This window comes from Ruegeria sp. YTSA144, from assembly GCF_059610125.1.
Window position 1 is genome coordinate 242,384 of the sequence record NZ_JBXWNA010000004.1, and the last position, 15,892, is coordinate 258,275.

At 58.0% G+C, this 15,892-nt stretch carries 14 protein-coding genes; 9 read left to right on the forward strand and 5 right to left on the reverse strand.

The genetic code is table 11. From position 1 onward, the window contains the following. Window positions 1–107: 107 nt before the first annotated feature. From AC2FF8_RS11565 to AC2FF8_RS11575, 3 genes are all read right to left on the reverse strand, one after another. On the reverse strand, window positions 108–1,538 hold the full coding sequence (locus tag AC2FF8_RS11565) for an NAD-dependent succinate-semialdehyde dehydrogenase (protein ID WP_496879753.1): 1,431 nt from the start codon (window positions 1,536–1,538) through the stop codon (window positions 108–110). A gap of 82 nt (window positions 1,539–1,620) precedes the next feature. After that, window positions 1,621–2,586 carry a LysR substrate-binding domain-containing protein gene (locus AC2FF8_RS11570; protein WP_480446430.1) on the reverse strand — a complete coding sequence of 322 codons (966 nt, stop codon included), beginning with the start codon at window positions 2,584–2,586 and terminating at the stop codon, window positions 1,621–1,623. A gap of 2 nt (window positions 2,587–2,588) precedes the next feature. After that, a complete protein-coding gene (locus AC2FF8_RS11575; protein WP_496879754.1) occupies window positions 2,589–3,362 on the reverse strand; it encodes an aspartate dehydrogenase in 774 nt (257 codons plus the stop codon). A gap of 146 nt (window positions 3,363–3,508) precedes the next feature. Here AC2FF8_RS11575 and AC2FF8_RS11580 point away from each other — a divergent pair, with 146 nt between their 5' ends. The 8 genes from AC2FF8_RS11580 (at window position 3,509) to AC2FF8_RS11615 (ending at window position 12,520) form a co-directional block, all read left to right on the forward strand. Continuing rightward, window positions 3,509–4,462, forward strand: coding sequence for a dihydrodipicolinate synthase family protein (locus AC2FF8_RS11580; protein ID WP_496879755.1), 954 nt, complete (start codon window positions 3,509–3,511; stop codon window positions 4,460–4,462). Window positions 4,463–4,567: 105 nt separating this feature from the next. Then, window positions 4,568–5,110: a 3-hydroxyanthranilate 3,4-dioxygenase gene (locus AC2FF8_RS11585; protein WP_152460347.1), complete on the forward strand. Its 543-nt coding sequence runs from the start codon at window positions 4,568–4,570 to the stop codon at window positions 5,108–5,110. 23 nt (window positions 5,111–5,133) lie between these two features. Further along, complete coding sequence (locus AC2FF8_RS11590) at window positions 5,134–6,108, forward strand: TRAP transporter substrate-binding protein (protein ID WP_170345462.1); 975 nt, start codon at window positions 5,134–5,136, stop codon at window positions 6,106–6,108. Between the two features lie 63 nt (window positions 6,109–6,171). Then, a complete protein-coding gene (locus tag AC2FF8_RS11595) occupies window positions 6,172–6,705 on the forward strand; it encodes a TRAP transporter small permease (RefSeq protein WP_496879756.1) in 534 nt (177 codons plus the stop codon). Next, window positions 6,702–7,961, forward strand: coding sequence for a TRAP transporter large permease (locus AC2FF8_RS11600; RefSeq protein ID WP_496879757.1), 1,260 nt, complete (start codon window positions 6,702–6,704; stop codon window positions 7,959–7,961). Before AC2FF8_RS11595 ends, AC2FF8_RS11600 begins: the two co-directional genes overlap by 4 nt. Before the next feature lie 121 nt (window positions 7,962–8,082). Then, window positions 8,083–8,631 carry a thioredoxin family protein gene (locus tag AC2FF8_RS11605; RefSeq protein ID WP_496879758.1) on the forward strand — a complete coding sequence of 183 codons (549 nt, stop codon included), beginning with the start codon at window positions 8,083–8,085 and terminating at the stop codon, window positions 8,629–8,631. Between the two features lie 3 nt (window positions 8,632–8,634). Then, window positions 8,635–9,012, forward strand: a complete 378-nt coding sequence (locus tag AC2FF8_RS11610; protein ID WP_496879759.1) for a VOC family protein — start codon at window positions 8,635–8,637, stop codon at window positions 9,010–9,012. Between the two features lie 187 nt (window positions 9,013–9,199). Then, the gene (locus tag AC2FF8_RS11615; RefSeq protein WP_496879760.1) at window positions 9,200–12,520 is read left to right on the forward strand and encodes an ATP-binding protein; all 3,321 of its coding nucleotides are present in this window, start codon (window positions 9,200–9,202) and stop codon (window positions 12,518–12,520) included. A gap of 85 nt (window positions 12,521–12,605) precedes the next feature. On the opposite strand, the gene AC2FF8_RS11620 is transcribed toward AC2FF8_RS11615, so the two are convergent. Both AC2FF8_RS11620 and AC2FF8_RS11625 read right to left on the reverse strand, forming a co-directional pair. Beyond that, window positions 12,606–13,637: a D-cysteine desulfhydrase family protein gene (locus tag AC2FF8_RS11620; protein WP_496879761.1), complete on the reverse strand. Its 1,032-nt coding sequence runs from the start codon at window positions 13,635–13,637 to the stop codon at window positions 12,606–12,608. A 149-nt stretch (window positions 13,638–13,786) separates the two neighbouring features. Next, window positions 13,787–14,479, reverse strand: a complete 693-nt coding sequence (locus tag AC2FF8_RS11625; protein ID WP_170345468.1) for a Crp/Fnr family transcriptional regulator — start codon at window positions 14,477–14,479, stop codon at window positions 13,787–13,789. A 187-nt stretch (window positions 14,480–14,666) separates the two neighbouring features. On the opposite strand from AC2FF8_RS11625, the gene hemA reads away from it, so the two are divergent. After that, the gene (gene hemA, locus AC2FF8_RS11630; protein WP_496879762.1) at window positions 14,667–15,890 is read left to right on the forward strand and encodes a 5-aminolevulinate synthase; all 1,224 of its coding nucleotides are present in this window, start codon (window positions 14,667–14,669) and stop codon (window positions 15,888–15,890) included. The last annotated feature ends 2 nt before the right edge of the window (window positions 15,891–15,892 follow it).

Consider the following 15,892-nt stretch of genomic DNA (forward strand, 5'->3'; position numbering starts at 1 on the left):
ATTGAAATCACACCCGCAGCGTTGCGCTGGCCCTTTGGTCGGTTTCGAAAGGAAATAGGCTGGCTTGGTCGCAAAAAAGTCGACAAGTGCAGATGTCGGGATCTTTTTCAGCAGATCCCGGCCGAATGCCAGACGTTCTTGACCGTCATGTAATTCTCAAGGCCTTCGGTTCCGCCTTCCCGGCCGTAACCACTGGATTTCACGCCCCCAAAAGGCGTTTCAGGCATGGATGCTTCAAGTGTGTTGATCGACAGATTGCCGACCTCGACCTCGTCGATCAGACGGTCGATGTAATCCGCCCGGTTGGTGAAAGCGTAACCCGCCAGCCCGTAGGGAACTGAATTCGCCAGATCGATCGCCTCATCCAGCGAAGCCACCGAGTTGATCACCGCAACCGGTCCAAACGGCTCTTCGCGCATGATCCGCGCCGTTTCGGGGACGTTCAATAGCACCGTGGGTTCAAAGAAATATCCCCGTTCACCAAGCCGCGATCCGCCTGTGGCAAGCGTCGCCCCCTGTGCCACCGCGTCTTCAACCAGATCTGACAAGGCCGGCACGCGCCGGTCGTTGGCCGTTGGGCCCATTTCAACGGTTGCGTCAAGCCCATTGCCGACGACCGTGGCTTTGGCCCTTGCAACAAACCCGGCCGCATAGGCGTCAAAAATACTCTCATGCGCGAAGAAACGGGTTGGCGACGTGCAGACCTGACCGGCATTGCGCATTTTGCGGACCGCGCCTGAAACAGCCGCCGATTGCACATCCGTATCTTCGCAAACAATGACCGGCGCGTGGCCGCCCAACTCCATGAGCACACGGGTGTCGTGCCGGGCCGCCAAAGTGGTCAAATGGCGCCCGACGGTTGTCGAGCCCGTGAAGGCCACCAAGCGAACGGGGTCCTGCGGGATCAGGTGGCCGGATATCTCGGACGGTTCACCGAACACCAAATTCAGAACCCCTGCTGGCAGACCGGCATCTTCGAACGCTTTTGCTATGTGCAAAGCTCCGGCAGGCGTTTCTTCTGCCGCTTTCAGGATCACCGAACAGCCAGAGGCCAAAGCACCGGCGATTTTCCGGGCAGGTTGGCTCATGGGGAAGTTCCACGGCGAAAATGCCGCAACAACGCCGACGGGCTGGTGATGAACTGCAAACTTGTGGCCCTGAGCGGCCGGAATGATCCGTCCATAGGTCCGCATCGCCTCGCCCGCATCCCATTCAAAAAACTCGGCGCCGCGAATGACCTCCAGCCGGGCCTGTTTCAGGGGCTTGCCATGTTCGAGAGTTATCGACTGCGCGATCTCTTCCTGTCGCTGGCGCATGAGGGCTGCCGCCCGCATAATCGTATCCGCGCGTTCCCGCGGCGATGTGCGGCGCCACAGCCGAAAGCCTTCGACAGCCGATTGCAGAGCGTCATCCAGGTCTTTCACCGATGCGCAAGGCAATCGGCCGAGTTCTTCCTCGGTCGCCGGGTTGACAACCGGGATATCGCGCCCGGTTTTTCGCCACGTGCCACCGATGAACAGCTTGAGTTCTGGATACATGAAACCGGCGCCTCCGTTTGCCTTGCTTTTTTGATCGCGCGATGCCTCGTATGAGTTCAAGCGCTTTGCGCGAATACGGATATCAAATCGGCGAATATCTGGTCTGTCTGCTCTGTGCCGCCCGATGCAGAGCCGTTTTGAAAGCGCGCCCCGCAGGCGACAGATCGTCGTCGGCGCGGAAGGACACTCCAATTGGCCCCTGCCCGAACGGAACCTCCCAGGCAAGCTGGGCAAGATGGTTGTTTTCGATATCCTGGACGACGACCTCGGCAGGCATAAGGCCGATCAGGTCGCGGGATTGCAGCAGCGCCCGGTTCGTCAGGTAGGACACGGATTCAATCGCGACCGGTGGCACATATTGCTGCTGGCCGACAAAAAAATGATCCGCCTGACGTCGCAACGTGGTCTCTTGCGGGGGGAGGATCCAGCCAAACGGTTTGGTTTGCGCAAAGGTCACGGCGTCCCGCCCCGCCAAAGGGTGTTGAGGGCCGACAATGGCCAATATCCGATCCTCGAACAGTTTTTCCTGTCGAATCTTGTCGCGATGCCGGTGCGACGGCAGGCGTCCCACAACCATGTCGATCTCACCCGACAGCAGCCGGGGCATGAGCACCTCGTTGGTCCCTTCGCTGATCTTGACTGCAACGTTCGGGCGGTCTTCCAGCAGCAGCTCGATGGCGGCAGGCAACAGGCTGGTTGACGCCGCAAGCAGTGTTCCCACCACGACGCGGCCGGAATTTCCTTCGTTCAGATCGTCCAGTTCCTGCGCGGCATTCGACACCTGCGCAAATATCAGCTTCCCGTGACGTATGAGAGTTTCGCCAAAAACCGTTGGCACGACGCCTCGGTTGGTGCGCGTGAACAGCTTGACTTCGAAGTCCAGTTCAAGATCTTGAATCATCTTGGTTGCCGCTGGCTGAGATATTCCCAGCTCACGCGCGGCATTCTGAATGTTTCCATGCGCGCCAACTGCAACCAGCAGACGCAGCTGTCGCAGTTTCAGGCGGGTCAAGGCGCGGTCCACGATGCGAGAATGACGCCCCACCATGGCTACAGCACAATCGGCTTGCAAAGCTGATCCAGCTTGGACAGCACGCTCATGGCCGCAAGCGCCGAACTTCTTGGGTTGTCGGGCAGCGCGGTGCCGCTGATCCGGAACTGAAACGTGCCGAAATCGCCTTCGGCCTCGACCTCGTGAATGTTCTTGTGGATCGTCGGATCAGCGATCAGACGAACCTGTGTGTTATCGAACCCCACACCCGCCAAGGCGACGGCGGCAGCGACATTTGCGTTCTTGGGGTAGGCAAGCGCCGCCTCTCGCGCGGAACCCTGAAAATGAGTTTCAGCCTCAGTGATACTGCAGAGGTCAAGACTGTGTTCGGCAAGTGACCCCTTCCACCCCGCCGGCGGCTTGCGCCCCACATATGTGACGGATTTGAGCGGACCGACCGCTGCGGCGCTGAGGCAGTCCAGCCCGCCTATGGCGCCGCTTGCCAGATGCAGCCGCCCCCCACCCTTTCGCGCGGCCCTGTCCAGCCGGTCACTGACCTGCTGATCCGCAAGCGCACCGGCAGAGACACTGATGATATCCAGCCCTCGCGCCAGAATGTCCGGACCCAACCCGGCCAATGCCTCGTGCCCCGCGCAATCCAGTACCAATTCGATTCCGGCCGGCAGGTCATCAACCGAACCAACTGACTTGGGCGATTTAGGATCAACGCGCTGTGGTCTGACCAGAATGGCTGTCAACTCATGCCCATGTTCTGGCAACATGCGCTGCACATATTGCGCGATTGCGCCGGTTCCGATGACTGCGATCTTCATGTCTGGACCCTAGACCAGCATTGAAAAAATCTGAATTGGTAACTTGGTGGTATATTTTTTTCCGATAGCCATTTCCCTGAAATGGCACTGGACCGACCCGCCTGGTGTGTTTTGTTCCCGTAGAAGCCACGGGGACCACGTTGGAAATGAAATACTCAAAACACGACGCGAAGGCCTATGCCCGCGAACATATGACGGGGATATGGGCAGCGGCACTGAACCCGTTCAAAGATGATCTGACTCTGGATGAATCGGGACTGCGCGCCAATATCCGCCATTGGATCGACGATCTGGATATTCAGGGCCTCTTCGTCGCCGGCAAACAGGGCGAGTTTTTTTCAATGAGCATCGAAGAGCGCAAACGCAACTTCGAAATTGCCGTTGACGAATGCGCGGGCAAAGCCGGAGTAATTGTCTCGGTTTCGGATCAGAACATGAATACGGCCTTGGAACTGGCCCATCACGCTCAGAATTGCGGTGCCGATTACATCGTACTTCACGCCCCAGTTCTGAGTTTCGTACAGGATCGTGGCGAGGTCTTGTACCGGTATTACAAGCGCTTCTGCGATGAGTTGGATATCGGCATCGCCATGTGGAGCCATCCTGACAGCGGCTATTTGATGCAACCTGAAGAATGCGCCCGCATTGCGGATTTGCCGAATATCGTCGCCATTAAGTACTCGGTTCCGCGTGAGATGTACGTGAAGCTGACCCATATGGTGGGCGACAGGATACACGTCTCGACCTCGGCCGAACATGAATGGCTGGACAACATACTGGAACTGGACTGGAAGCTGTATCTCTGTTCGTCCCCGCCCTATCAGTTGCAAAGCAAGGTCGATCAGCGGATGAACGAATACACGCGCCTGGCCTTTGCGGGACAGGCCGATGAAGCGCGGCGTGTCTTTGACAGCCTGAACCCTGTCCGCGATGCGATGAAACGCGCGCGTCCCGCGGGCAAACCCACTGCATTCGGAAAATACTGGCAAGAGTTGCTGGGTCAGGTTGGTGGCCGTGTGCGCCCGCCGATGCTGGAACTGACCGACGCGGAAAAAGCGATCATTCGCAAAGCATTTGATGAAAGCGGGCTGCGCGTCTGAGCCGAGTGAGGCCCGGCAGTATAAGGAAATCGGATAGCGAGATGCTGATAATTTCTTTGCGGTTGTGGAAAAACGCGCCAAACTTTCCGGGATAGGGAGTGGGACATGTCAAAACTGAAAGCGTTCAACTTTAAGGCCTGGATCGACGAGCATCGCCATCTGCTCAAGCCGCCCGTCGGGAATCGTCAGGTTTGGGAAGACGCCGATCTGATGGTCACTGTTGTGGGTGGTCCGAACAAGAGAACCGACTATCACGATGATCCGGTGGAAGAATTCTTCTACCAGCTTGAAGGCGACATGGTGCTGAAAATCTATGACGGAGAGGAGTTCTATGATGTTCCGATCCGTGAAGGCGAGGTTTTCCTGCTGCCTCCGCATGTGCGCCATTCACCACAGCGCCCTCAGGAAGGCTCGATCGGGCTTGTAATTGAACCCAAGCGCCAGACCGGAGAGCTGGACGCCATCGAATGGTATTGTTTCGAATGCGGATCACTGGTGCATCGTGCAGAAATGCAGCTAAAGTCCATCGTTGATGACCTGCCTCCGGTTTATCAGAAGTTCTATGCCTCGGAACAAGACCGCACCTGCCCCAATTGTCAGGCTGTGCACCCGGGAAAGGAACCGCCCGAGGGTTGGGTCACGTTGTAAAACAAGATCAAACAGGGGAAGTAATGAAACATTTCGCAAAAACCGCCGCCGCTGCGGCTGCGTTGGCACTGTCGGCTGTGGCCGTTCACGCCGAAGAGTTTCGGTTGGGTCTGATCACGCCGCCACCGCATATCTGGACCAAGGCCGCCGAAGCGTTCGGGGCAGAGTTGAATGAGGCCAGTGGTGGCGCGCATTCGGTATCGGTTTTCCCGGCCCGCCAGTTGGGGAACGAGGCCGAAATGCTGCAACAATTGCAGACCGGCGCGTTGGACATGGCCTTCATGACTGTGGCCGAGGTCTCCAACCGCGCGCCCGAGTTGGGGGCGTTTTATGCGCCCTATCTGGCAGATGACATAGGGCACGCAGGGCGCATTCTGCGGTCTGACACCGCCAAATCCATGCTGGAACCCTTGCCGGGGCAGGTAGGCGTCGTTGGGCTGGGATACGGGATGGCCGGATTGCGCCAGATCGTCAGCCGGGGCGAGGTATCATCCGCCGAAGACTTGGCGGGCCTGAAACTGCGGATCACACCCTTCACGCCGATCCTGGATTTCTACAACGCGGTGGGCGCAGCTCCCACGCCCATGCCCTTGCCTGCCGTCTATGATGCGCTGGCCAATGGTCAGGTCGACGCCATCGACATGGACGCCGAACTGATCTGGGTACTGAAATATTATGAACACGCCGACACGATCGTGCAGTCGGATCACATGATGTTCCCGATGGTCGGTCTGGTTTCGGCCAAGGTCTGGGCTGGTTTGTCCGAAGAAGACCGCGCGATGATTGCGGACCTTATGGCCAAGCATGTCGACAGCACCATTGATGCCTACGTTGAAAACGATGCCAAATGGCTGGAGCAGATCGAGGGCACTGGCAAAGCCTACAAAAAGGTCGACGCCTCGTTCTTCGGCGACGCAATCGAAGAATGGAACGGGATCTGGTCCCAGAAGACCTCTTCCCTTGACGCTTTGCGGCAGACTGCGGCAGAAACAAAATAACGAAAACGACATGACGAAAGGGGCGCAGCTCGATCCTGCGCCCTTTTTCGCGGGAGAACAGCGATGTTGTATCGGCTGTCGGCAGGCTTGGCGCGGGTCGAGTTGTGGTGCGCTGCCTTTCTGGCGGTTTGCATAACGGTTTTGATTTTGCTGAATGTCGTGACGCGCACGGCGGGCAACGCCCTGTTCTGGGTCGATGAGCTGGCGATCTACGCGATGGTCTGGATGACTCTTCTGGGCGCGTCTTCCGCATTGCATCATCGCAGTTCGGTGTCGATCTCCATCGTTTCCGAAAACGTGCCGGAGCGCGCGAAACGATTGATCCGCAAGAGTGTGGACGTGGTCGTGTTTGCTTTTTCCCTTGCGATGCTGTGGTTCTGCTGGCGCTGGTTCCTTCCGCTGGACATCGCCAGTAGCGGATTTGACGTGGCGGCGTTTCAAGGTCAGACATTCAATTTCATCTATGCCGAGCCGACATTGACCCTGGGCCTGCCGAAGTACCTGTTCTGGTTGGTGATGTGGCTTTTCGCACTGGGTGCAACGCTGCATTCCACCATGCATCTGCTGAGCACCCCAGAGCAAGAGGCACAGCCATGAGCCCCATCGTCTTTCTGGCCACTTTACTTCTGTCCGTGCCCGTGGCGATCGTGCTGGCAATCACGGCCATCTGGTACATCTGGGAAAGCGGCAACACGGTTCTTTATGACAGCTTCGCGCAGAAGATGTTCGGCGGTCTTGAGAATTACGGCCTGCTGGCAATTCCTCTGTTCATGTTGACCGGGGAATTGATGAACGAAGGCGGCATGACCCGGCGCCTTGTCGCGCTGGCGCGGGTGTTTGTCGGCGGGTTTCGCGGCGGGCTGGCCTATATCAACTTGCTGGCAAACATGTTCATGGCGGCAATCATCGGGTCTGCGACGGCGCAGATCGCGGTGATGTCGCGCGCCATGGTCCCCGCGATGGAGGAAGAAGGCTATGACAAGGGTTTCGCCGCTGCCACGACGGCCGCTGGCGGACTGCTGGCTCCGGTCATCCCGCCGTCGATGATGTTTGTCATCTTCGGTGTTCTGGCTCAGATCCCGATTGGTGACATGTTCATTGCAGGAATCCTGCCCGGTTTTATCTTGGCTGCTTCATTCGCTTTGGTCATTACCTTGATTGGGTGGCGGCAGCAGTTCCCAAAGGGGAACTGGATGACACGCAGCGAAACCATCAAGGCCGTGATCAGCGCCGCCCCTGCCCTGCTGATCCCGATGTCGATCATAGGAGGTATTCTGTTCGGGATCGCCACACCGACCGAATCCGCCGCAATCGCGTCCCTGATCGCGTTTCTGGTGGGCTGGTTGGTCTACGGGGATCTGAAGCCGAGCAACCTGGCACAGATGTTCAAACGCACGGCGGCCAATGCCTCGATGATCCTGTTCATGATCGCGGCCGCCAGCGTGTTCGGCTGGGTCATCATCTATGAGGAAATACCACAGCAACTGGCAGGGCTGATCACCTCCGTCACTTCAGACCCGTTCGTGTTCCTGCTGATCGTGAACCTTGCGCTTTTGCTGGTTGGAATGGTGATCGATGGCATCGCCGCGATCATCCTGATCACGCCGATCCTGCTGCCGATTGCAACCGGTTCATACGATATCAGCCCCTATCAGTTCGGCATTGTTGCCTGCCTGAACCTTGTGCTTGGGCTGCTGACGCCCCCGGTCGGGATCGGATTGTACATCGCCTCATCCATGAGCGGCACATCGCCCGGTTCAATCCTGAAATCACTTTGGCCTTTCCTGGTCGCGGTAACTTTGGTGTTGCTTCTGCTCAGCTATTACCCAAGCCTGTCAACGCTGCTGATCTGAGTCAGATGCGTTTGCAGGCGCATTCCGTCGCAGACATGGCGCCGGAAATCACGCTCTACTTATCGGTGCCCGTCAGCTAAGCTGGTCTGAACACGGAAATTGGTCACATAAAAGGATAATCATGCTGCTCGACACTCCAGTCTGCGATTTCGGTTGGAAAGCCCCGGACTTCACGCTCAAAGACCCGAACGGTCAGGCGTTCACGATGTCCGATCACCTGCAAAACGGGTTGCTGATCGCCTTCATCTGCAATCATTGCCCCTATGTCAAAACGATCACGGATCGGCTTGCGCAGGACACGGATCTGCTGATGTCCAAAGGGATCGGCGTGTTGGCGGTCATGTCGAACGACTATCGCGATTACGCCGAAGATTCACCGCAGAACATGCTGGAATTCGCAAGGCAGAATGGCTTCAACTTTCCCTATCTCGTGGACGAAGATCAATCCGTAGGCAAGGCTTATGGTGCTGTTTGCACACCCGATTTCTTTGGGTTGAATGCGGATGGAAAGTTGCAGTACCGGGGCCGTCTGGACAATCTCGGCCGCGGCCAGACAGGCGAGCGCGAACCGGAGCTGGTCAATGCGATGCTGCAAATTGCAGAGATCGGACAAGGCCCCCAGGACCAGATTCCATCAATGGGATGTTCGATCAAGTGGACCCGAGGTTAGGTCATGGGGATCGCTTCACTGGATCATGTCAACCTGCGCACCACGCGTTTGGATGAGATGATCGAATGGTACTGCAACATGCTGGGGATGCGGGTCGGGCCACGCCCGCCCTTCCCCTTTCCCGGAGCCTGGCTTTATGTCGGTGAACACGCGTACGTGCATCTGGTCGGTGTCGAGACCGCAGCCGCGGGATCGGAGACCGAGTTGAAGCTCGAGCATTTCGCCTTTTCGGCGAACGGTTTGGACAGTTTCGAAGCTCACCTCAAAACAAACGATGTTCGCTATCATCGTGCGGATCTGACGGCAGTCGATATAGTGCAGTTGAATGTCTGGGATCCGGACGGCAATCATGTCCACATCGATTTTCCGGCTGACGAATAAGGGCGATAGCCGCCGGTATTTCTGGCCAGTAAACAGTTTCTCTCTCAATTTGAAGACTTGACCCGAATTGCTGGGTCGTCCTTGATAGGGTTTGATTTCTCCTGACTACTCCCGGGTAAATTGTACTGGCCAAAAAGAAATGGGGGCTGCATGGCATCGCGTCACCGCCGACATGCATGGCAGTCGAATGACTGAGATTAAGGACTGGCTGGCCAGGCACGGCTTGTCCAAATATGTCGATGCCTTTTCTCGGCACGAGATCGAGCTGGGCGATCTTCCGGAACTGAGTGACGATGACCTCGTCACGATCGGCCTGCCCCTGGGACCCAGACGCCGCTTTCTGAAAGCCATGCGGGAAGAAAACCAAGGGCCCGCAGCAACACAACGCGCAAGTCAGGAACCCAACATCGTTGCCGAGCGCAGACAGCTGACGGTCATGTTCATCGATCTTGTTGGGTCGACAGCGATATCGCAGAAGCTGGACCCTGAAGATCTGGCCGACGTTCTGAGACTGTTCAAGGAAACCTGCGCCGCCGCGGTCGCCGCTTTTGACGGGCATATCGCCAGTTACTATGGCGATGGCATCATGGTGTTTTTTGGCTTTCCGCACGCGCACGAGGACGATCCGGAACGCGCCATTCATGCAGGTCTTCGGATCGTTCGCGAAATTCCGGAAATCCGCACGCATGCACATCTTGAAGTCCGCATCGGGGTCGCGACCGGCTTGGTTGTCGTCGGTGACCTGCGGGGAGAGAAGATGTTCGAGGATGGCACCGCCATGGGCGAGACCCCGAACCTGGCCGCACGGCTCCAGTCGATGGCTGATCCGGGGACTATGATCGTCGCGCCGACGACACGGGAACTGGCGGGTGATGCGTTCGAATATGTGCGCCGTGGCACTTTTCAATTGAAAGGCTTTGCCAAAGAGGTCGAAGCCTGGCAGGTCACCGGCACGCGCCAGACTCTCAGCCGCTTCCTCGCGGCAGACGGCGCCCGGATGAGTTCACTGGTCGGGCGCGCGCAGGAGCACGAAACCCTTCAAAGCAAGTGGAGGCTGGCCCGTCAGGGTCAAGGTCAGGTGGTGCTGGTCTCGGGCGAGGCGGGCATAGGAAAGTCCAGGCTGATCGAAGAGCTTTGCCGTACGATGCCGGGCGCAAAACACCGACAGCTTCGATTTCAGTGTTCACCCTTCCATGACGCAAGTGCGCTCTACCCGATCATTCGCCAGCTTGAAAGCGCGGCCGACCTGCGGGCCGGTGACAGTGCGAACGAAAAACTGGACAAGATCCACAGCGTCCTGGGCGATCCTTCTGAAGGGTCACTGAAACTGGCTGCGGCACTGTTGTCGATCCCGTTTGAAGACAGGCTTGGCCCGCTGGATCTGACGCCTGAGCAGATCATGAAGCAGACGCTGGACATGCTGGTCAATCATGTGATCGGCTTAGCGCAGGAAACCCCGACCCTCTTGCTGTTTGAAGATGCACATTGGATCGATCCAACGACGAAGACTCTGCTTGATCAGCTTGTGACCCGGATAGAGGACGCGCGCCTGCTGATGGTCACGAGTTTTCGGACAGGCTTTGATCCGGGCTGGCCACAATCACACAACCTGGTGCACGTCGCACTCCAACAACTGGACTTTGCGCAGGTCAAAGAGATCGTGAACGACGTTGCCAAAGGCAAAACCGTCCCGGACGAAGTTCACCATCTGATTGCTGCCAGATCCAACGGTGTCCCGCTTTTCGTAGAAGAGGTGACGAAAGATCTGCTGGAATCCGATCTTCTGACTGAACGCGCCGACGCCTATACGATCGACCGGTCCACGCCATCACCAACTGTGCCGAAAACACTGCATGACGCGTTGATGGCTCGTCTTGACCGACTGAGCTCGGCCAAGGAAGTCGCACAGATTGGTGCTGTCATTGGCCCGCAATTCTCTTATCCGATGATTGCAAGCGTTTCCCGTTTCGATGAGGGGGCGTTACGTTCCGGCCTGGATTCATTGGTGGATGCCGGGATCGTGATTGTCTCAGCTTCAGAGCCCGAGGAAACGTTCAGTTACCGTCACGCACTCATTCGTGACACCGCTTACAACAGCCTGCTGAAACGCGAGAGGCGAACGCTTCATGCGCGTGTGGTCGAAGCACTGAACTCTTCGTCATTGCATGACGATTTCGCCGAACCGGAAATTCTGGCTCATCACTACACGATGGCAGATTTACCGGATGAAGCGATTGAACAATGGTATCTGGCCGGACAACGTGCCGTAGAACGCTCGGCCGGGATCGAAGCGGCCACTCAACTGGGGCGTGCCATCGCGCTGTTGGAACGGCAGGAAGACTCGGTTGACCGCGATCGCAAGGAAACCAGAATTCAAACGTTGCGGGCTGGCGTTCTTCGTTCGACCGCTGGCATCGCGGCCGACGAAACGGGGGCCGTATATGCCCGGATCCGCGACTTGTGTAATCGGCTGGGTGAAACGGAACAATTGTTTCCTGTGCTCAATGGGCTCTACGCGTATCATCTTGTCCGCGGTGAATACGACCTTGCCAAGGACGTCGCGGCGCAGTTGTTGGAGCTGGCCAATCTGACCGGGGAAACGCATCACACTATGATTGCGCTCCGGGCCATGGGTGCCGTCTTGTTGCATATCGGACATCTGGACGCGGCCCACGATCATCTGCTGCAAGCGCTGCACTTGTATGATCCACAGCAGCACAGCCGCCTCGCCTATGTCTATGGAACGGATCATGCCGCCATTACATCCTGTTTCCTGAGCATAACGGCCTGGTTGCGCGGAGAACCGGACCGCGCGCTCGAAATCCAGCAGCGGGCGATCTCGGCGGCGCGGAAACTCAATCACGCACATAGTCTGGCCCAGACCCTGACGTATCTGTGTATGCTGCACCTGTTGCGGCGTGAACCGGAACAGGTTTACGACGTTGTCGCCCGCCTTGAAGAAGTGGCGACCAAACACACCTTCCCCTTCATGATACTGACGGCGAATGTCTGGCGATGCTGGGCAGACGCGCAGATCACGCCTGGCCCGGAAACGATCCGAGCAATGCGCGAGGCGTCCGAAGCCTGGTGGGCCAGCGGGGCTGGAAACTACAAGCCGGTGTTCCTGACGGCCCTTGCCGAAGCGTCACTGAAAGCGGGCGAACCGAAGGCCGCGCAGCGCCTGCTGGATGAAGCACGTGAACAGCAGGCACTGACCCATGAAGGGTGGGCTCAAGCGGAAACAGATCGGATACAGGCGTTGGCGCGGTCCATGGAAACTGCCGCAGATGATCTGTTCGCGGAGGCTCTGGAAACCGCGCGCAAACAGCGGGCAAGAATGTTCGAACTGCGCACAGCGGTGGATTACGTGCAAACCTGCGGCCACTTTGGCTGCACACCGGCCTCGCCGCCTGATCTTGGAAAGATTCTGGCCACGATCGTTGATGGCGCGCAATCCCGCGATGTCGTGCAAGCCATGTCTTTGCTCAATCACTCGAAAGCGTCGTAGAGTACTTTCCCGGCCAGTTCAGCGGGCAACAGCCTTTCATCCATCCCGTCGCCCCGTAGGACCACAGGCGCAATGCTTCGCTGCGTCAACTCGGTTGCAACTCGTCCTGATATCCGAACAACGCCGGTTGGCCACCTGTGTGCAGCAGAACAACTTTCTGGCCTTTTTCGATGACGCCTTGTTCAAGCAGCCCAAGAAGCCCTGCAAAGGTTTTGGCGGAATAAACAGGGTCAAGAAAGATGCCCTCGGAGCGCGCCATCAGGGTCAACGCCTCGCGGGTTGCCGGACCGATCCGCCCATATCCGGGAGCCAAGGCGCCGCCCCAGGTACAAATGTCTTCCATGACCAAGGCAGGGTCGAAACCCATCATGGTTGCCAATCGCCCCAGGACCTTTTGCAGACGCGCTTTCTGCTGGTTCTGATCGCGACGCACGCATATGCCGTAGACTGGTGCAGACTGCCCGACCAAACGCAATCCGGCCAAAAACCCCGCATGGGTAGACCCGCTGCCAGACGGCACCACCGCCGCGTCGAAATCGCTGATCTGAGTATGCAACTCGGCCGCCCCCGCCACATAGCCCAACGCCCCCAGCGGAGGGTGATCGATGCCCAGATGGATCACGTATGGTTTTCGGCCCTCAGCCACCAGTTGATCGGCGCGTTCGTGAAGAGCGTTGTCGGCGCCCGCCTCGTCCTCACCCTTGGGGTAGCTCATGTGTTCCGCCCCCAAAAGCTGGGCCAGAAGAACATTTCCGGATCGATGGTAGAATTCTCCCATATGCGCCACGCGGTCTTCCAATTGAAGAACGGATGACATTCCCAGTTTTGCCGCCGCTGCCGCCGCAGTGCGCACGAAATTGGATTGCACGGCACCCGTGATCAGGATGGTGTCCGCCCCCTGCCTCAGCGCCTCCCCCATGTAAAATTCCAGCTGACGGGTCTTGTTTCCGCCGAAGCTGAGACCGGTCAGGTCGTCGCGCTTGATCCACAAATCCAGCCCCAATTGGTCAGAAAGTCGCTCTAGCCGTTCGACCGGTGTGACCGATGTCATCAACCTTGCGCGGGGATAGTTTGAAAGCGCTGCGTCTATCATGGACCAGGTGCCCTTCATTTTCATGCAAACGACTCGTGCCGATGGATGGCACTGCTGATCAGGATAATGAGGTTTTGGAAAGCGTGAAAGACAGCAGGTCACGCGCAAAAGCGCCCGACTGAACCCCTTGCTGAAGCGGGCCGGCGCCGAAGGGGCCGGCCGCCGGTGATCAATCACCTCTCGCTGGTGTCGCTTTCGGCGTAGTTGCGCAAATCGTCCATGTCGGCGATATCCGCGTGGTTCCTGTCGATCTTGACGCCAACGGGTTTCAATCGCGAAAACGCGCGGCTCAGGCTTTCGGGCTTCATCCCCAGACGTCCGGCGATCAGCATCTTGTCGTAGGGCAGTTCCACCTCGCACCGACCGGAATCACAATCGCACAGGTTCAACAGAAACTCTGCAACGCGTTGCGCCCCGGTTTGCGCTTTCAATTGCTCCAGCTGCGCCACCAGAGCATGCAGATGCGTGAACGTCGCAGCCAGAATTGAAACGCCGATTTCCGGGTCTTCCTTCATAAGGGACAACAGCACAGGGCTGGGAATATGCATCACTTCACAGGCTGAAACGGCTTCGGCGGACACGGGATACGGTACGTTGCGCAGCGCAACGGCCTCACCAAAGCTTTCTCCGCGGGTGAAAACGCTCACCACCGCTTCCGCCCCGGTCGGAGAGATGCGGAACAGCTTGACCCATCCGGCCAGGACAACGTGTACAGCCTTGGCTTCTTCCTCTTGCAGAAAGATCGTCTCGCCACGGTCATATTGCCGCCAAATCGCTTGCCGCAGCAAAGTATCCACATGCTGATCCGGCAGGCTGCGCAGAAGCAGAGACTGCCGCGCAATCGCCTTTTGTGCCTCGTGTGGCATGAAGGCACTCCCTTCTTCATCCAGTCCGGGCGATGGCCCGGGTAATCATCCCCAATGCCCTGCTATGCCAAAGTCGGCGTGTCAGGGCCAGTCTTTTTCTTGAAGATCAACTTGACAATTGTCATGTCGTAGCGCCCGTCGCTGCCCTAGGGTCGGTTCACAGCCAGTTATCCGGGGAGCATGTCAGATGGATTTCGAGCGATTTTTCAGCCAGAGCCTCGACGCTTTGAAAGAGGAAGGGAACTATCGGGTTTTCATCGACTTGCAGCGACATTGCGGAGCTTTCCCGAACGCACGCCAGACCGATGGGTCAATCCAGCGGGATGTTCGCATCTGGTGCTCGAATGACTACCTGGGAATGGGGCAACACCCTGCGGTCATCAACGCCATGCACGATGCGCTGGAACGTTGTGGCGCCGGTGCAGGCGGAACGCGCAACATCTCGGGCACGACGCATGACCACGTTCTGCTTGAGGCAGAGTTGGCAGATCTCCATGGCAAGGAGGCCGCTCTGCTGTTCACCTCGGGCTATGTGTCCAACTGGGCCGCTCTGGGAACGCTGGCTGCGAAGATCCCCGGTCTGATCGTTTTCTCTGATGCGCTGAACCATGCCTCGATGATCGAAGGCATCCGCCACTCACGGGCGCAGAAGGTGATATGGAAACACAACGACCTTGCGGATCTGGAGGCCAAGCTGGCCGCCGCCGACCCCGACGCGCCCAAGATGATCGCCTTTGAATCCGTGTATTCCATGGATGGTGATATCGCGCCGATCAGGGAAATCTGCGACCTGGCCGACAAATACGGCGCGATGACCTATCTGGACGAAGTTCACGCCGTCGGCCTCTATGGCCCGCGCGGCGGTGGCATTGCCGAGCGCGAGGGCCTGATGGATCGCCTGACCGTGATCGAGGGCACGTTGGGCAAGGCCTTCGGCGTGGTTGGTGGCTACATCGCAGCCTCGGCAGCGCTGTGCGATTTCGTTCGCAGCTTTGCCAGCGGCTTCATCTTCACCACTGCCCTGCCACCTTCGATCGCCGCCGGTGCCGCCGCATCCATCCAACATCTGAAGCAGTCAAGCGCCGAGCGTGATCTGCAAAAGGCCCGTGTGGAACAGGTGCGCACCCGGCTGGATGCGGAAGGGATACCGCATCTGCCGAACCCCAGCCATATCATTCCGGTGATGGTGGGCGACCCGGTGAAGTGCAAGTTCATCTCGGATACGCTTCTTGAAGAATTCGGCATCTACATCCAGCCGATCAACTATCCCACTGTTCCCAAGGGCACCGAGCGTTTGCGGATCACGCCGTCCCCGGTCCACACGGATGAGGATATCGATCATCTGGTCGGTGCCTTGTCGGCGCTCTGGCAGCGTTGTCAGATCGCGCGGATCCCCCAGGCCGCTCAGTAATC